19 protein-coding genes are annotated in these 15,475 nt (G+C 63.2%); 10 read left to right on the top strand and 9 right to left on the bottom strand.

The features are described 5' to 3' along the window. Positions 1-203: 203 nt before the first annotated feature. A complete protein-coding gene (locus FJ956_RS24265; RefSeq protein WP_140682263.1) occupies positions 204-1,445 on the bottom strand; it encodes an ROK family protein in 1,242 nt (413 codons plus the stop codon). Between the two features lie 366 nt (positions 1,446-1,811). Here FJ956_RS24265 and xylF point away from each other — a divergent pair, with 366 nt between their 5' ends. From xylF to FJ956_RS24245, 4 genes are all read left to right on the top strand, one after another. Then, positions 1,812-2,852, top strand: coding sequence for a D-xylose ABC transporter substrate-binding protein (xylF, locus tag FJ956_RS24260; protein ID WP_140682265.1), 1,041 nt, complete (start codon positions 1,812-1,814; stop codon positions 2,850-2,852). A 149-nt stretch (positions 2,853-3,001) separates the two neighbouring features. Further along, positions 3,002-4,354, top strand: coding sequence for a sugar ABC transporter permease (locus FJ956_RS24255; RefSeq protein ID WP_140682267.1), 1,353 nt, complete (start codon positions 3,002-3,004; stop codon positions 4,352-4,354). Between the two features lie 27 nt (positions 4,355-4,381). Next, the gene (locus tag FJ956_RS24250) at positions 4,382-5,182 is read left to right on the top strand and encodes an ATP-binding cassette domain-containing protein (RefSeq protein WP_140682269.1); all 801 of its coding nucleotides are present in this window, start codon (positions 4,382-4,384) and stop codon (positions 5,180-5,182) included. A gap of 124 nt (positions 5,183-5,306) precedes the next feature. After that, positions 5,307-6,947, top strand: a complete 1,641-nt coding sequence (locus tag FJ956_RS24245; protein WP_140682271.1) for a CHASE domain-containing protein — start codon at positions 5,307-5,309, stop codon at positions 6,945-6,947. 171 nt (positions 6,948-7,118) lie between these two features. On the opposite strand, the gene FJ956_RS24240 is transcribed toward FJ956_RS24245, so the two are convergent. The 6 genes from FJ956_RS24240 to FJ956_RS24220 form a co-directional block, all read right to left on the bottom strand. After that, on the bottom strand, positions 7,119-7,364 hold the full coding sequence (locus FJ956_RS24240; protein ID WP_027166589.1) for a YMGG-like glycine zipper-containing protein: 246 nt from the start codon (positions 7,362-7,364) through the stop codon (positions 7,119-7,121). Positions 7,365-7,446: 82 nt separating this feature from the next. Continuing rightward, positions 7,447-7,773 (bottom strand): hypothetical protein, encoded by a 327-nt coding sequence (locus FJ956_RS24235; RefSeq protein ID WP_140682273.1) that lies wholly within the window; start codon positions 7,771-7,773, stop codon positions 7,447-7,449. Between the two features lie 123 nt (positions 7,774-7,896). After that, the gene (locus FJ956_RS30630; RefSeq protein ID WP_164772578.1) at positions 7,897-8,067 is read right to left on the bottom strand and encodes a hypothetical protein; all 171 of its coding nucleotides are present in this window, start codon (positions 8,065-8,067) and stop codon (positions 7,897-7,899) included. Positions 8,068-8,401: 334 nt separating this feature from the next. Next, positions 8,402-9,352: a sensor histidine kinase gene (locus tag FJ956_RS24230; protein ID WP_246672187.1), complete on the bottom strand. Its 951-nt coding sequence runs from the start codon at positions 9,350-9,352 to the stop codon at positions 8,402-8,404. A gap of 291 nt (positions 9,353-9,643) precedes the next feature. Further along, positions 9,644-9,808, bottom strand: coding sequence for a DUF1328 domain-containing protein (locus FJ956_RS24225; RefSeq protein WP_018429836.1), 165 nt, complete (start codon positions 9,806-9,808; stop codon positions 9,644-9,646). A 169-nt stretch (positions 9,809-9,977) separates the two neighbouring features. Beyond that, complete coding sequence (locus FJ956_RS24220) at positions 9,978-10,772, bottom strand: response regulator (protein ID WP_140648116.1); 795 nt, start codon at positions 10,770-10,772, stop codon at positions 9,978-9,980. A 217-nt stretch (positions 10,773-10,989) separates the two neighbouring features. On the opposite strand from FJ956_RS24220, the gene FJ956_RS24215 reads away from it, so the two are divergent. Both FJ956_RS24215 and FJ956_RS24210 read left to right on the top strand, forming a co-directional pair. After that, a complete protein-coding gene (locus FJ956_RS24215) occupies positions 10,990-11,193 on the top strand; it encodes a NepR family anti-sigma factor (protein WP_140682277.1) in 204 nt (67 codons plus the stop codon). A gap of 3 nt (positions 11,194-11,196) precedes the next feature. Next, a complete protein-coding gene (locus tag FJ956_RS24210; RefSeq protein ID WP_040985057.1) occupies positions 11,197-11,748 on the top strand; it encodes an RNA polymerase sigma factor in 552 nt (183 codons plus the stop codon). A gap of 29 nt (positions 11,749-11,777) precedes the next feature. On the opposite strand, the gene FJ956_RS24205 is transcribed toward FJ956_RS24210, so the two are convergent. Next, positions 11,778-12,158 (bottom strand): response regulator, encoded by a 381-nt coding sequence (locus tag FJ956_RS24205; RefSeq protein ID WP_140682279.1) that lies wholly within the window; start codon positions 12,156-12,158, stop codon positions 11,778-11,780. A 154-nt stretch (positions 12,159-12,312) separates the two neighbouring features. Between FJ956_RS24205 and FJ956_RS24200 the strand changes: the two genes are divergently transcribed. The 4 genes from FJ956_RS24200 to FJ956_RS24185 all read left to right on the top strand — a co-directional run bounded on the left by FJ956_RS24200 (position 12,313) and on the right by FJ956_RS24185 (position 14,354). After that, positions 12,313-13,074 (top strand): Crp/Fnr family transcriptional regulator, encoded by a 762-nt coding sequence (locus FJ956_RS24200; protein ID WP_140682281.1) that lies wholly within the window; start codon positions 12,313-12,315, stop codon positions 13,072-13,074. A gap of 77 nt (positions 13,075-13,151) precedes the next feature. Next, a complete protein-coding gene (locus FJ956_RS24195) occupies positions 13,152-13,478 on the top strand; it encodes a DUF883 family protein (protein WP_140648111.1) in 327 nt (108 codons plus the stop codon). A 6-nt stretch (positions 13,479-13,484) separates the two neighbouring features. Beyond that, positions 13,485-13,949, top strand: a complete 465-nt coding sequence (locus FJ956_RS24190; RefSeq protein ID WP_140682283.1) for a phage holin family protein — start codon at positions 13,485-13,487, stop codon at positions 13,947-13,949. Between the two features lie 201 nt (positions 13,950-14,150). Then, positions 14,151-14,354, top strand: a complete 204-nt coding sequence (locus FJ956_RS24185; protein ID WP_140682285.1) for a hypothetical protein — start codon at positions 14,151-14,153, stop codon at positions 14,352-14,354. A gap of 8 nt (positions 14,355-14,362) precedes the next feature. Here the strand turns inward: FJ956_RS24185 and FJ956_RS24180 are convergent, their stop codons facing one another. Then, positions 14,363-15,283 (bottom strand): diacylglycerol kinase family protein, encoded by a 921-nt coding sequence (locus FJ956_RS24180; RefSeq protein WP_140682287.1) that lies wholly within the window; start codon positions 15,281-15,283, stop codon positions 14,363-14,365. Positions 15,284-15,475 lie beyond the last annotated feature (192 nt).

The following is a 15,475-nucleotide window of genomic DNA, read 5'->3' as shown; positions in this document are numbered from 1 at the left end:
GGATCCATTCCGTGATGTCGACGCGTTGCGACAGTCCAGAATTCTGCGCCGCTGCGCTCGACGCGTGAGGTAACGGCATGGATTCCAGGGTTTGCGCGACGGAGCTTCGCTCCTGCTTCGCCCTGGAATGACGAGGCTGCGGGGCCTTCGCTAATCTGCAGCGCGTAGCAGGACACGGAAACCAACGGTCACTTCAAAGCTGATCAGGCCACGTTCTTCCCGGCCCCCGCTCTGGCCTGCACCCCCGGCGCGAAAATCTCCTGATCGACGAAGGTCAGCGCGCGCGCAGCACAGCCTTCGCGGATCAGCGGCAGTTCGTTCGGCTCGGTGTCGAAGGAGATCGATTCCGAGTGCTGGCCGCCGGCGGTCTGGGCGATCGCCTCTTGCAGCGCCGGCTCGATCAGGTCGAAGGCGGCCGCGCTGACGCCGACCATGGCGACAGGTGCCGGGTCGATGAGGGCGAACAGGCTGCCGAGACCGAAACCAAGCGCTTCGCCGGCCCGGCGGTAAGCCTCCCGCTCGGGTCCGTCCTTTTCGCGCGCCTTCGCGGCCAGCGCGCGCATGTCGGCGTCGCCGACGTCGACCGGCTCGGCGTCCTCGCTCATTTTCATGGCGCTGCGCCAGATCGCGTAATTGCCGGCATAGGCCTCGACGCAGCCGCGGCGGCCGCAGCGGCAAAGCGCCCCGCCGGGTCGGTGGATCATGTGGCCGAACTCGCCGCCGGAGGAATGCGTGCCGGTGAACAGCGTGCCCTTGAGCACGAGACCCATGCCGATGCCGTGCGAGAGCAGGATGGCGATGAAGTCGTCGCGATAGCGCTCGGGATCGCGCCATTGCAGCGCCACCGCCATCATGTTGCAGTCGTTCTCCATGGTGGCGGGAATACCGAATTCCCTTTCGAGGAGGTCGGCGAAGGGGATGTCGGTCAGCGGCGTGATCGGCGACCAAAGCATGGCGCGTGAATGGGAATCGGTGATGCCCTGAATGCCCATGGCGATGCGGGCGACGCTGCCCACGTCGAGGTCGGGATCCCGCAGCCGGCGCCGGACGATCGCCATGCATTCGCCGATCAAATCGTCGCGGGGCATGACAAGCGTGTCGAGGCGCTGCTGCTCCTCGGCAACAACCTGGCCGGCATAATCGATCACGGCGACCGACAGGAAGTTCAGCGACAGCACCACGGTCAGCACCGCGGCGGCTTCGGGGTTCAGCGCCAGGCCGATCTGCGGCCGGCCGCGTTTCAACGCCGTCGGCTCGCTGGCCTTGCTTTCGGTGAGAATGTCTTCCTGAATCAGATCGGCGGAGATCGCCGAAATGGTCGAGTGGCTGAGCCCGGTGGTGGCGGCAATCTCCGTGCGCGAGGGCTGGCCGGCGCGGCGCACGGCCGAAATCACCATGGCGCGGTTGCGCCTGCGCAAATCGTCGTGACGGATTCCGACCGACATTGTCTCGCACGTCCTCCCCGGTCATCGCGGCCTTGTGATAATGCCATGGCCTGTCGGCGACACGCCAGAGCGGTTCACCGTTCACGGAAACGGCGAACCGGCTGTCTTTTGTTCTGACGCAATTCCGGACGGAAAACCGCTGCGCACTTTTCCTGGAATTGCTTCTTGATAGTGGCAGAAGCCAAAGCCCATGTCATTATTTATTGCGGGTGTCGAAAAAAATGACCGGACCCATCAAAACCCATCAGAATCGCAGTTGACAGCGTCGTTTTGCTGGATCACTATTTTTTTGAGGCTCGAAAAAAAGCCTCTGTGCCGGCCTTCGGGCCAGTCTGGGTCGCGCCGCACAGGCGCAGGGAGGATATCATGAAGAAATTCGCAGCCGCCATACTGGCGGGCGTTGCCATGTCGCTGACGCTGGCGTCGGTTGCCGAGGCGAAGGACAAGGTGATCGGCGTGTCGTGGTCGAATTTCCAGGAAGAGCGCTGGAAGACCGACGAAGCGGCGATGAAGGCCGCCATCGAGGCCGCCGGCGACAAGTATATCTCGGCCGACGCGCAGTCGAATCCGGGCAAGCAGCTGACCGACGTCGAAAGCCTGATCTCGCAAGGCGCCAACGCGCTGATCGTCCTGGCGCAGGATGCCTCGGCAATCGGCCCGGCGGTGCAGAAGGCGCTCGATGAAGGAATCCCGGTCGTCGGCTACGACCGCCTGATCGAGAACAAGGACGTGTTCTACCTGACCTTCGACAACAAGGAAGTCGGGCGCATGCAGGCCCGAGGGGTGTTCAAGGCGAAGCCCGAAGGCAACTACGTCTTCATCAAGGGCTCGGGCTCCGATCCGAACGCCGACTTCCTGTTCGCGGGCTCCATGGAAGTGCTGAAGGAGGCGATCGACAGCGGCAAGGTCAAGAATGTCGGCGAGGCCTATACCGACGGTTGGCTGCCCGCCAACGCGCAGAAGAACATGGAGCAGTTCCTGACCGCCAACGACAACAAGGTCGACGCGGTCGTGGCTGCCAATGACGGCACCGCCGGCGGCGTCGTCGCGGCGCTGACGGCGCAGGGGCTTGCCGGCACCGTTCCGGTCTCGGGCCAGGACGGCGACCACGCGGCGCTCAACCGCATCGCGCTCGGCACGCAGACCGTGTCGGTGTGGAAAGACGCGCGCGAGCTCGGCAAGAACGCCGCCGAGATCGCCTCGCAGCTCGCCGACGGCAAGAAGATGGGCGACATCGCCGGCGCCAAGGACTTCACGACGCCCGGCGGCAACACCGTCAAGTCGCTGTTCCTGACGCCGATCGCGATCACCAAGGACAATCTCAACGTCGTCATCGACGCCGGCTGGATCAAAAAGGACGAAGTCTGCGCGGGCGTGCCTGCCAGCAGCGTCAAGGTCTGCAACTGAGCCTTGCCCGACGTTCGATCAAAATACCTGCGCCGCGGCCCGAAGGCCGCGGCGTTTTCTCAAAAGATTTTGCCGTTCTGCCTCAGGCGGATAGCTTCTAGGCTGAGTTCCGGCATCCGCGTCAGACGGCAAGCCGGCGGGAGGAAATCATGACCGACACGACGTCTACCCAACCGGCGGACACCGCGCGCGCGTCGGAACTCGGCGCCGTCGCCCGGTTCCTGAAGGCGACCGAGCTCGACACCCGCATGCTGGGCATGATCGGCGCGCTGCTCCTGATCTGGATCGGGCTGCATGTGATTTCCAGCCTGCGCCTCGGCGTCAATCCACTCGACTTCGACAGCCGCACGTTTCTCACCCCGCGCAATCTGTGGAACCTGTCGGTGCAGACCTCGGCCGTGGCGATCATGGCCTCCGGCATGGTGCTGGTCATCGTCATGCGCAACATCGACCTGTCGGTCGGATCGGCCGAAGGGGTGATCGGCATGGTCATGGGCTTTGCCCAGGTGCATTTCCTGGTGCGCTTCGTCGGGCTTGAGCTGGGCAATCCGTGGATCTGGGTGCTGGCATTGTTGATCGGTCTGGCGCTCGGCCTCATCATCGGCGCCTTCCAAGGCTTCATCATCGCCTATCTCGAAGTGCCGGCCTTCATCGTGACGCTGGGCGGATTGCTGGTATGGCGTGGCGCCGCCTGGTGGGTCACCAGCGGCCAGACCGTGGCGCCGCTCGACGCCACCTTCCAGCTGATGGGCGGCGGCCCGGCAGGTTCGATCGGCGCCAAATGGAGCTGGGCCGTCGGCATCGTCGCCTGCCTGGCGGTTATCTTCATGCATTTCAACGGTCGCGTGCAGCGCAAGCGCTTCCGCTTCCCGCTGCGTCCGGTCTGGGCCGAGACGCTGCTTGCCACGGTCACCTGCGCGGTCATCCTGGGCGCGGTGTGGCTCGCCAATTCCTATCCGTGGCCGGTCGGCATCGTGAACCGCTACGCCGCCGCCAACAACATCACCGTTCCCGAAGGCGGGCTGTTCATCGCGCATGGCATCGCCATTCCGGTGCTGATGGCCGTTGCCGTCGGCCTGATCATGACCTTCGTCACCAAGCGCACGCGCTTCGGCCGCTACGTCTTTGCCATCGGCGGCAATCCGGAAGCAGCCAATCTCGCCGGCATCAACACGCGCTGGATCACCATGAAGGTGTTCATGATCATGGGCGTGCTGGCGACGATCGCGGCGGCGATCTCGTCGGCCAGGCAGAACTCCTCGACAAATGCGCTGGGGACGCTGGACGAACTTTTGGTCATCGCCGCGGCAGTCATCGGCGGCACGTCGCTCGCCGGCGGTTCCGGCACCGTGCTCGGCGCCATGCTGGGCGCATTGCTGATGCAGTCGCTGCAGTCCGGCATGGTGCTGCTCGGCGTCGATTCGCCGCTGCAGAGCATCGTCGTCGGCGCCGTGCTGGTCGTCGCGGTCTGGCTCGACACCCTCTATCGCAAGCGCGTCTGATCAAGGACTATAGGGAGGAAAAGGATCATGGCTGACAAGACCGCTCCCGCCGGCGTTCCGCTGGTCGACATGCGCAACATCTCGATCGCCTTCGGCGGCATCCGCGCCGTCGATGATGCCTCGGTCGATCTTTTCCCCGGCGAAGTGATGGCGCTGCTCGGCCACAATGGCGCGGGCAAATCGACGCTGATCAAGATCCTGTCCGGCGCCTATAAGCGCGACAACGGGCAGATATTCATCAATGGCGAGGAGGCTTCGATCGCCAATCCGCGTGATGCCAAGAAATATGGCGTCGAGACGATCTACCAGACGCTCGCGCTGGCCGACAATGTCGATGCCGCGGCCAATCTCTTCCTCGGCCGCGAGCTGATGACGGGCTGGGGCACGCTGGACGACGTCGCCATGGAAGCCGAGGCGCGCAAGGTGATGGGCCGCCTCAATCCACGCTTCCAGCGCTTCAAGGAGCCGGTCATCAAGCTGTCGGGCGGACAGCGGCAGTCGGTGGCGATCGCGCGCGCGATCCTGTTCAACGCCCGCATCCTGATCATGGACGAGCCGACGGCGGCGCTCGGTCCGCAAGAGACGGCGCAAGTCGGCGAACTGGTCAAGCAGCTCAAGGCCGACGGCATCGGCATCTTCCTGATCAGCCACGACATCCACGACGTGTTCGAGCTCGCCGACCGGGTCTGCGTGATGAAGAACGGCCAGGTGGTCGGGACCGCGCGCACCACCGACGTCACCCAGGACGAGGTGCTCGGAATGATCATCTTGGGCAAATGCCCGCCAGGCGCCATTCCGGGCCCAGGCGCGCTGAAGATCGCGGCATGATGATAGCCGGCTAATTAACGACTGCGTGATGTGCCAGCCGCGGTGATGATTTGACCGCGCCATTGTGTTGGCGCTGAGACTTGACCATAAAGGTCGTCACCGTCCACGGGGCCGCATCCTTGATTTGAAGAAGCTTTTTCCGATCGTCGCCTTCGTCGCCGTCGCGCTGATCAGCCTGACGATGGCGGGGTTTGCCTATTTCGCGACGCAGGAGGCGGCTCGGATCAAATTCGAGGGTACCGCCGATGACGCGCTGAGCCGCATCGAGAGCCGCATCGACCTGCATCTGTCGCTGCTGCGTTCGACACAGGCGCTGTTCGATGCCCGCAACGGCGACATCTCGCGCGGCGAATTCAAGGCCTTCTTCACCGCGCTCGACATCGACGACAATTTCGCGGGGCTGCGCGGCGTGGGCTTCCTGAGGCTCGCCAAGACCGGCGACGAGGCGGCGGTGGAACGCGACATCCTGCACGATCATGGGTCGGCGCATCCGATCTATCCCGCCACGACGCAGCAATGGCGCACGCCGATCGTGCTGTTCGAGCCGCTCGACACATCCAACCAGTCGATCATCGGCTTCGACATGTTCACCGAGCCGGTACGGCGCGCGGCCATCGAAAAGGCGATGGCAGATGACCAGCAGCATGCGAGCGGCATGGTCCAGCTCGGCCAGGGCGCGGGCGTGAGGCAGACCTTCACGGGCTTCCTGGTTTTCGTGCGCCTGAACGTCGAAACCGCACCCGACGTCATCAATGCAAGCCGCTCCTCGACGGCCGGTTTTCTTTACGCCGCGTTCCGCGCGCAGGATCTGTTCCAGGTCGCGCTCAGCCACGCGCCGCTGCTGCCGGTCAATGTCGAGGTCTATGACGGCAAGCCCGAGTCCGGCAATCTCCTGTTCTGTTCGGAAGCGCCGCCGGCGGAACGCATCGGCGCGAAGCTTTTGGCACGCCGCGATATCGTCGTGGCGGGCCAGCCGTGGACCTTGCTGTTTCGGCCGACAAGCGCCTTCGAACCGCCGTCCTCGCGCGCCATTCCGGTGATGCTCGGGCTGTTCGGCCTGCTGCTCGCCGGCGCCATCGCCTTGGTGGCGCGCTACCAGGAACGCGCCTATGACGCGAAATCGGCGCTGCACGAGACGACCGAAAAGAGCCTGCTGGAAAAGGATCTGATCCTGCAGGAGATGAAGCACCGCATCAAGAATTCGATCACGCGCGTGCTGGCGATCGCGCGGCAGACGGCCTCGCAAGCCACCGACGTCAAGGAGTTTTCGGCATCGTTTTCGGCGCGCCTGCAGGCCATGGCTGCATCGCAGGATATGCTCACGCGCTCGCGCTGGCAGAAAGCAGATCTCGGCGACCTGCTGCGCATCGAGCTCGGGCAGGTGTTCGGCAAGGAGCTTCCCGAAGGCGTGTTGTCAGGGCCGGAAGTGCTGCTGGACGAGACGACGACGCAGGCGCTAGGGCTGACCTTCCACGAACTCGCCACCAACGCGCTGAAATATGGCGACGCCGGCGGTTCGCTCAATTCGGTCAGGGGAAGCTGGGCTCTCAAGGTCGACTGGAGCGTCGAAGGCCGCGGTCGCGAGCGGACGCTGGTCCTGAACTGGCGCGAGGCGGGTCAGAAGGAACTGGAAGCACCAGTCAAGACCGGCTTCGGCACCAAGTTGATAGATCTCAACGTCACACGCGAATTGCGCGGCACGATCGCGCGCGACTACCACGCCGACGGACTGAAGGTGGAGATCAGGATCCCGCTGGCCGCATGAGGGCAAATCAGCGATTTGAATTTTGAAAAACCGGAGGCCGGGAGCCGACCTCCGGTTTTTCGGTGCTGAACTAGAGCGTTTCACTGTTTCACGGAAACGGCGAAACGCTCTATCTTTTTGTTTTTACGCAATTCCGAACGGAAAACCGATCACACTTTTCCTGGAATTGCTCTAGTTGCAGCGAGCCGTGTAGATCCGGCCGCGATGATCGCGATACTGGCAATAGCCATTGCGCAGGTTGCGAACCAGAAGGCCCGACCCGGCGCCGACGGCCGCGCCGATCAGCGCACCCTTGCCGCCGCCGACCAAGCCGCCCACACCGGCGCCGATCAGGCCGCCGCCGACGACGTCCTGCTCGGTCGTGGTGCAGCCGCTGACAGCGACCACAGCAACCATGGCAATGATCATCTTCCGCATAGAATTGCTCCTCACTTTGTCCTCACTTTCGGCAGTGCCAGCAACCGTTTAGCATGAAAAAAGGTGCTTTGCCCGCCAGATTCTACTGTTGCCTAACATAGTCTTTTTCGGGGCGCCCGCCGTTCGACGCGACAAGCATGCCGGACACCTCCAGCGATGCGACCAGCATGCCGTCGGGCCGCGCGTTCCAGACGATCCGGTCGTAGTCGTCCTCCAGCGCGGGATCCACGGCGAGGCATTTGCCGATAATGCGGGGGGCCTGATCCTGCAGGTCGCCGATGGCGAATGGCCGTTCGGCGACGCATGCATGTGCGGTTTCGAAGACGCTGACGGGCACTTCGAGTTCCCGGCAATCGGTCATTGTGCTCGAGCAGCCGACGACAAAGAGCAACGCAGCGATGTGTTCCATGGCTCCAAACCTCCCGCCGCCAACAACGATTCTCGACGAACAAAAGTTCCGGGGCCGGAGCCTGAAGCGCTCCGCGCGAAATGGCGGCGCGCTAAAGTCTGGGCGTCAAAGCCGCATGCGGGGTCAGAACAATTGCCAGGCCGCGGTCAAGGCCACGGCCGCCAGAAGCGCGATCGCGCCAAGGCGGAGCGAAAGATGCGACGACCGCGGCGCCGGCGGCGGCTCGGCATCCTGGAAGCCGCTCATCGAGACGCGGGCGGCCTGCTCCAGCCTGTTCATGTCGGCAACCATCATTTCACTCTCCCAGATCGCGCGCCGGGGCGCGGATGGGCTTCCGGCGCATCATCGTCAGCCGGGTACACAGGATCGGACTTTATGGTGAACAGCCGGTTAAGACCTTTGCCGGCGAGGCTCCATTCCGGCGCAACTCCGGACGGACAGCTACGGCGAAGCCGCCTAGAGCCGGATGATTTCAGGTCGAATCGACCTGAAATCTGAATCCGTCTCTAAATCAAAGAGATAGAGCATGATGTCGTCCGAAAACCGCTTCACACTTTTCGGCATCATGCTCTAGCCTGACCCGTTGCGTACTTTTCCTGGAATTGCTCTCACGCCATCGGCGCCGCCATCAATCCGTCTCGAAATTCCCGTGCGGGACGGTAAGACGGTATTCCATGCGGTCCGTGCCGATTTCCAGCGTCGCTGAGCCGTTCAGCGACATCGGCACGACGCGCTCCAGCGCCACGCTGCCGAAGCGCTTCTCATTGCGCGGCGTATCGCCGACCGCCTCTGTCCAGGTCAGCAGAAGGTTGGGCGAGGTTCCGTTTTCGGCCTCGAGCCTGGCGCGAACCTCGACATGGCCCTCCGGCCGCGACAGCGCGCCGTAGCTCACGGAATTCACGGCCAGCTCATGCATCGCCAAGCCGATATGCATGGCGGCATTGGGGTTGAGATAGGGATTTTCGCCCGCGAACCGCAGACTGTTGGCCAGGTCGCTGCTGTAGCGGCCGACCTGCCCGGAGACGAGCTCCTGCAGCGCCGCTCCCCGCCAATTGGAGGATGTGACGAGATCCTGCGAGGACGCGAGCGATTGCAGCCGGCCGCGAAACCGCGCCAGGAACTCGCCGAGCGTCTCCGTATAGCGCCCGGTCTGAGTGGCGATGCTCTGGATGATGGCCAGAAGATTTTTCGATCGATGGCTGACTTCGCGCAGCAACGCCTTCAGCGTCTGCTCGCGGCGTTTCTGCTCCGTCGTCTCCACCATCGTAGTGACGACGCCGAGGACGTCGCCGGCTTCCCCGCGGTCTGCATCGATCCAAAGCTGGAACCAACGTACGCCCTGGTGTCCCGGAATGCTGAGCTCGAGCTGGTCCGCGTTGCCGGATTCGATCACCTTGAGTTTGGCGGCCCTTATGCGTTCGGCCTGCGCCGGCGAGAGCAAGTCCTTGCCGGCGGCTGTATCGGACGCCCAGGGCGCGTTCATGTTGCGCGCCCAGACCGTTTGCATCTGCCGATCCTCGTAGAGAACCGAAATCCCGGCATTGTGCAGGGCATGAAGCAGGGCCCGCCCCAACTGCATCCCGCTTTCCGAGGGATGCATCGCGATCACTTCGCTGTCTTGCTTTTCAACCCGGTCTTTCGTGGGACCCTTGGAAGGCATTGGAAATATCCCCCACTCGGTCCTTGAACGGCTCAATCCGCAACTTGTTCCGCGTGAGCCAGCGCCTTGAAATCGCGGTGGCCTTGAAATCACAGTGGCCTTGAAATCGCGAGGGCTCTCCAAAAAACGGTCCGCCGGGCAGTGCTCTTTCGAGGCGCCGCCCGGCGGTGGCTGGAAACCGTTTGAGGGGTGCGGCTTCCAGTGTCGCGGTCAGGCTCTCCTGAAGAGGCCTGCGATGAGCGAAATCACCAGGAAGGCGAGGAAGATGAAGAACAGGATCTGCGCGATGCCCGCCGATGTGCCGGCGATGCCGCCGAACCCAAGCGCGCCGGCGATGATCGCAACTACGAGAAATACGAGCGCCCAGTACAGCATGATGCGTCTCCTTCTTACGTCGGGAAAAGAACGTAGCTCGGTGTCGTTTGTTCCACCATTTGCTGAAAAAGACGATCCCCTCGAGGGTCTTTTCAGACCGCAAACGGCCAGGCGTCACGCGCGGCGCGAAGGCCCCGCATGACGCTCGATGTCCAAGCTTCGAAGAGGATCAGGCGGCGGCCTTGGCCTGACGGTCGAAGAACAGGGCCTGGCTGATCAAAGCCTTGACCATGTCGGGATTGAAGGGCTTGGTGACCAGGAAGGCCGGCTCGGGCCGTTCGCCGGTCAGCAGGCGCTCCGGGAAGGCGGTGATGAAGATCACCGGCACCGGCGTCGAGGACAAGATCTCGTTGACGGCTTCGATGCCCGAGCTGCCGTCGGCGAGCTGGATGTCGGCCAGAACCATTTTCGGCCGCGTCCTGCCGAACACGGCCACAGCCTCGGCATGCGTGCGCGCCGTGCCGACCACGCGGTGGCCGAGACTCTCGACCATCTCCTCGATGTCCATGGCGATCAGCGGCTCGTCCTCGATGATCAGCACATCGGTCGCGACCTGCCGGGAAATCTCGTTGCTCGCCTGGGCAAGCAGTTCCGAGAACTCGTCCTCGTCTACATCGAGGATTTCCGCCGCCTCATCCTCGCTGAAGCCCTCGACGGCAACCAGAAGGAAAGCCTGCCTCGGCAGGGGCGCGATCGCATTCAGATTGGCCGCGGCCCGCTGCTCCCAGGCGGTCTGGGCCTGTTCCTGCGGCACGCGGATGGCCACGGAGGTGAACAGTCTGGCGAAAACCTTGTACAGCGCAATGCGGTCGCTCGAGGCTTCGGGGAAGATATTGGTATCGGCGATGATGGCTTCCAGCATCGCGGCGACCAACGCGTCACCACTCTCCTGCGATCCCGATACCGCCCGCGAGAAGCGGCGCAGGAACGGAAGATGCGGCGCGATGGTTGCGGACAAACTCATTATTGACGTCTCCCTCAGATGACGCTGCACGTTCAAGGCCGGGCTGGTGCATGCCCCTGAAAATCAAACGCCGGCTTTCGGAAAAAGTTCCGCCGGCTGTGGAACTAAATTAGCAAGCGGGCGTTTCGAGGCTTGGGATGGGCAACCAGACGAAGGTTCCGCTTGCGTTGTGGTTTGCAGTCGAAGAGCGGTTCAGGCGCTGGAAACTAGGGCTACTATGAAAGAAATGAAGAAAAAAAAGTTGGCTGATGCCGCAAGCAGGCATCGGAACGGGGACGGCAATCCGCTTGGGGCAAACTCAGAGATAGCCCGCAAGCTCAAACAATATTATGACGAGTTGGTCTCGGACCATGTGCCGGACCGTTTCGCTCAGTTGCTCAGCCAACTGGAACAGACCGAACCTGCCCAGAAAAAGGACTGAGGCATGGCGGCAGTATCCCAGAGCTTCAAGACCGAGTTGCTCGGTGCGATCCCGAGCCTTCGCGCCTTTGCCGTGTCGCTGACGCAGAATGCCGACCGGGCCGACGACCTCGTCCAAGAAACGCTGGTCAAGGCTTGGGACAAGCATGAGAGCTTCCAGCCCGGCACCAATCTGAAGGCCTGGCTGTTCACCATCCTGCGCAACGAATTCTATTCGCAGATGCGCAAGCGCGGCCGCGAAGTTCAGGACAGCGACGGCATCATGACGGCCAGGCTTGCCGTTCATCCGGCCCAGCATGGCCAGCTCGACCTCAAGGATTTCCGCGGCGCGCTCGAGCAGCTGCCCGAGGACCAGCGCGAGGCCATCATCCTGATCGGCGCTTCCGGCTTCTCCTATGAAGAAGCCGCCGAGATTTGCGGCTGCGCGGTCGGCACGATCAAGAGCCGCGTCAGCCGGGCGCGCGCCAGGCTCCAGGAAATCCTCAAGATTTCCGGAGAGGACGAGTTCGGGCCCGACGCGATCTCGGCGCAGGTCACAGGTTCGAACGCGGCTTAAACCGACCGGTTACGATTGCAAGGATGGACTCAGGCCGAGGCGACCCGGCCGCAGGCCATGGCCACGGCTTCGATCAGATCGTCGCCTGAGTAGGGCTTGGCGATCAGCCGGATATCCGGAAACGAACCCTTGATCTCGTCCGAATCCGAATAGCCGGAGGCAAATACGAACGGGACGCCCTCGCTGCGTAGCCGCGCGGCGAAATCCAGAGTCGAGACGCCGCCGAGCATCAGGTCGACAACCGCCGCGTCGAAGCGCGCAGGCAGCGCCTGCCCGTCGATCTCGCCGAGCTCACGTACGATCGTCACATCCGCGGCGCCGTGGTCGCGGCAAAGCTGCTCGACGTCCATCGCGATCAGGAACTCGTCTTCCAGAACGAGAATACGCAGTCCATCAAGCAGTGCTGGCACTTATCAGTGTCTCCTCGGCAGGGCCGCACTCATGCGCGGAATTGGCCGCCATGTCATTTAAAAAAGACATTGGGGTCCCGGCCTTGCGGAACCCCTGCCGGTCTCAGGCGTTTCCTTGCGCCCATAAGGGCAGGGATTTCGAAGAGGGGTCGAAATGTCCGGCCAAAGCGCACGCACGGTTGCCAGTCGTCAATATCCTTGTGAAAAATGTCCATTGCGGCCGTTGCCGGCGTTCCGTGAGTTCGACAAGCAGGAATTGTCATTCATCGGCACCTTCAAGCGCGGCGAGCTTGCGGTCGACAAGGGGGCGACAGTCCTGGTCGAAGGCAGCCACAGCGCGCATCTCTATACCGTGCTGTCCGGCTGGGCGTTCCGCTACAAGCTTTTGCCCGACGGACGTCGGCAGATCCTCAATTTTTCCATGCCCGGCGACCTCATCGGCCTTCAGGGAAGCCTGATGGGCGAGATGCAGCATTCCGTCGAGGCCCTGTCGCCGATGCTGCTGTGCGTCTTCGAACGCGACCAGTTGCAGGAGCTCTATCGCAACCATCCCGGCCTTGCCTATGACATCACCTGGATCGCGTCGCGCGAGGAGCGCATGCTGGACGAGAGCCTGCTCAGCATCGGCCGCCGCACCGCACTCGAACGCGCGGCCTATCTCGTCGCTTTCATCGCCGGCCGGGCGCGCAGCGCCGGATTGAATGGCAAGACACCGGTGCAGATCCCGATCACACAACAGCATATCGCCGACACGCTCGGCCTTTCGCTGGTCCATACCAACAAGACCATCCGCAAGCTGATGGACCGCAAGCTCGTGATGTGGCGAGATGGCGGCTGCGAAACGATCGACTATGATGGGCTGAAGAAGCTTGCCCGATGGGAGGGACTGAGCGAGGAACGCAGGCCACTCATCTAGGATGCCTAGGGACGCGACGACCGGAACCATGGCACTGGACGGGCGTTGAAACCAACGCAAACGCAAGGAGTTAGAGAATGGCAACCGCCGCAGGCAAATCCGCAACGGACCAAGCAACCACCGCCGACCTCGAGGCCGATATCGAGCAACTGAAAGCGGATATCCAGAAGCTTACGGAGCAGCTCGCCAAGACTGGTCAACACGGCTATGGCGCGGCCCGTCGCGCCGCCGCGGATGGCGTCGAGCAATTGCGGGCGCAGGGCGAAGCCGCGTTCGAGAGCATGCGGGGAAATGCCGAGGACATCGAAGCGCAGCTGATCGCCAAAGTGCGCGAGAAGCCGGTGACGTCGCTGGCCATCGCGGCGGGCGTCGGTTTCCTCTTCGCCCTGCTTTCCCGCCGCTAGCCGCAGATGGGGGCGCTTGTCTCGCTGATCTCGGCCCTCGCCTCGGGCGAGGCCATGGCCGCTTTGCACAGGGCGCGGACGACGGCAATCCTTTACGGACTTGCCGCCGTTTTTGCCCTGTGCGGCGTCGGTTTCCTCATCGGCGCAGCCTATATCTGGCTGGCGGCGCGCTACGGACCTCTGGCGAACAGTCTCGGCTTCGGCATCGGCTTCCTGGTGCTTGCCGGGCTCGTCCTCGTCATTCACAAGCTGACAACCAGCATGCGCGGCAGGCGGCGCGCAAGACGGCGGCAGGCCGACATGACCGCGCTGGGCGTTACCGCGGCGCTTGCCCTGCTTCCGGCCCTTGCCAAGAGCAAGGGCGGGCTGGGAGCCGTCATCGCGCCCGCCCTGGCGGTCGTCGCCTACGCCATCTATCGCGAGAACGCCAAGTCCAACCCGCCTAAACCGGACCCGGAAGACTTGCCGTAAACGCTTCAGGAAAACGCCGGGACCTCAGGGAGGCTCGGCGGCATCCATCCCGCGGGCGAGGACCCCGGCGAAACTCGCGGCCAACGTCGCTGACCTGGGCAAGGCGGCGGATGTCATTCCCCGGTTCGGAACCTTCCCGATCAAGACCCGTTACCCGACCGTACCTGAAGCGCCCGCCGCCGCGCAGCATGGAGGCCAAGAGTGACCAAGATCGTACCCGAAGACAAAGCACGCCAAGGGCATTGGGGCTGGCATGCGCTCAGGATCCTCGTCGCCGGACTCTTGCTCGCCTTCATCGCGTGGGGGGCAGTCGAGATTTACGGCGAGCTGATCAAGTCGCCGACGACACAGCAGACCGTGCCGACGGCGCCGCCCGCCGAACAGAAACCCACTCAAGGGGGCTGATCTTTCCATCACGCCGCCTTTGCCTGCGCATTGCGTGACGGGACAAGCACTTTTAGCGCGCCGGGGTGAATTTCGATCGTTGTTTCGCGCTCCAGCCTGACCAGTTCGCCATCCAGCACCGCGCTGAATTTTTTGGCGGGCGAGTGGATCTTCAGCACAGCCCTGCCTGCCTGATGCACTTCGACATGCACGCTCTGGCGCAGTCTCCCGCGCAGCATGTCCAGCAGGAGTTTTGCCAAGTGATGACGCCGGCGCGCGACGCTGACATAGATGCCGAGCACGCCGCCGGCCGGGTTGTCGGCATAGGGCAGGTGGCCTTCGCCGAACAGATTGTTGGAGATGCCGATGCCGGTGGTGCGGGTGACGATCTCGGTCTTGCCGACGCTGAGGCTCACCTTAAGCGCCGGGGGGTTCTTGATAGCCGTCCATGCCGCACGCACGGATGCCTGCATCTTTCCATGGCGCGAGCCGAAGTCCATCTTTTCGCGCAGCTGAACCATCTTGGCGTGCATGCCGACGGAGAACTGGTGCACGAAAGGCTGGCCGTTGGCACTGGCCATATCGACCGCGATCACCTCGCCATCGGCGAAGGATTGCAGGGCGGCTTCCAGTGTCTGCGGAATGCCCAGGCCGCGCGCGAAGAGGTTCATCGTGCCGGCGGGCAAGATGGCCAGGACCTTCTTCTTGTTCATGAGGAGGGACGCCGCGGTGGAAATCGTGCCGTCGCCGCCTCCGGCAAGAACGACGTCGATGTTCCGCCTGGCGATGGCCTTCTCCAGCGCCGTGGCGATGTCGCGGCCGGCAACGATATCGATCTCGACCGAATGTCCGGCCGCTTCGAGCGTGTGACGCAACTGTTCGGAAAATGCTTGCAAATCGATGGTACGGAGCGTGCCGCCATCCTGGTTCAGCACTGCAACGAACCGCATACCCCGCTCCGTGTCGCCTTCAGGTCACCTTGAGCCGCCAGACCCTCAGCCACAGACTGAAACGAAGACGCGGCCGCAAAGGTTCCACCACAGGTTTAGGTATCCAGGCACCCGCGAACGCGCTGTGGTTGGAACAACACCCCGGTCACGACGTTGTGAACCTGTCGACACTGCCGCTCCCGACCCGCCGCC

This window comes from Mesorhizobium sp. B2-4-3, assembly GCF_006442815.1.
Lineage (GTDB): Bacteria > Pseudomonadota > Alphaproteobacteria > Rhizobiales > Rhizobiaceae > Mesorhizobium.
The sequence above is the reverse complement of the archived record's forward strand: the minus strand, read 5'-3'. Positions and strand labels throughout refer to the sequence as shown.

What these genes read in the sequence shown, in the direction of transcription:
- FJ956_RS24265 (WP_140682263.1), bottom strand. Translation starts at nt 1,445, where the DNA reads ATGTCGGTCGGAATCCGTCACGACGATTTGCGCAGGCGCAACCGCGCC.
- xylF (WP_140682265.1), top strand. Translation starts at nt 1,812, where the DNA reads ATGAAGAAATTCGCAGCCGCCATACTGGCGGGCGTTGCCATGTCGCTG.
- FJ956_RS24255 (WP_140682267.1), top strand. Translation starts at nt 3,002, where the DNA reads ATGACCGACACGACGTCTACCCAACCGGCGGACACCGCGCGCGCGTCG.
- FJ956_RS24250 (WP_140682269.1), top strand. Translation starts at nt 4,382, where the DNA reads ATGGCTGACAAGACCGCTCCCGCCGGCGTTCCGCTGGTCGACATGCGC.
- FJ956_RS24240 (WP_027166589.1), bottom strand. Translation starts at nt 7,364, where the DNA reads ATGCGGAAGATGATCATTGCCATGGTTGCTGTGGTCGCTGTCAGCGGC.
- FJ956_RS24235 (WP_140682273.1), bottom strand. Translation starts at nt 7,773, where the DNA reads ATGGAACACATCGCTGCGTTGCTCTTTGTCGTCGGCTGCTCGAGCACA.
- FJ956_RS30630 (WP_164772578.1), bottom strand. Translation starts at nt 8,067, where the DNA reads ATGATGGTTGCCGACATGAACAGGCTGGAGCAGGCCGCCCGCGTCTCG.
- FJ956_RS24230 (WP_246672187.1), bottom strand. Translation starts at nt 9,352, where the DNA reads ATGCAGTTGGGGCGGGCCCTGCTTCATGCCCTGCACAATGCCGGGATT.
- FJ956_RS24225 (WP_018429836.1), bottom strand. Translation starts at nt 9,808, where the DNA reads ATGCTGTACTGGGCGCTCGTATTTCTCGTAGTTGCGATCATCGCCGGC.
- FJ956_RS24220 (WP_140648116.1), bottom strand. Translation starts at nt 10,772, where the DNA reads ATGAGTTTGTCCGCAACCATCGCGCCGCATCTTCCGTTCCTGCGCCGC.
- FJ956_RS24215 (WP_140682277.1), top strand. Translation starts at nt 10,990, where the DNA reads ATGAAAGAAATGAAGAAAAAAAAGTTGGCTGATGCCGCAAGCAGGCAT.
- FJ956_RS24210 (WP_040985057.1), top strand. Translation starts at nt 11,197, where the DNA reads ATGGCGGCAGTATCCCAGAGCTTCAAGACCGAGTTGCTCGGTGCGATC.
- FJ956_RS24200 (WP_140682281.1), top strand. Translation starts at nt 12,313, where the DNA reads ATGTCCGGCCAAAGCGCACGCACGGTTGCCAGTCGTCAATATCCTTGT.
- FJ956_RS24195 (WP_140648111.1), top strand. Translation starts at nt 13,152, where the DNA reads ATGGCAACCGCCGCAGGCAAATCCGCAACGGACCAAGCAACCACCGCC.
- FJ956_RS24190 (WP_140682283.1), top strand. Translation starts at nt 13,485, where the DNA reads ATGGGGGCGCTTGTCTCGCTGATCTCGGCCCTCGCCTCGGGCGAGGCC.
- FJ956_RS24180 (WP_140682287.1), bottom strand. Translation starts at nt 15,283, where the DNA reads ATGCGGTTCGTTGCAGTGCTGAACCAGGATGGCGGCACGCTCCGTACC.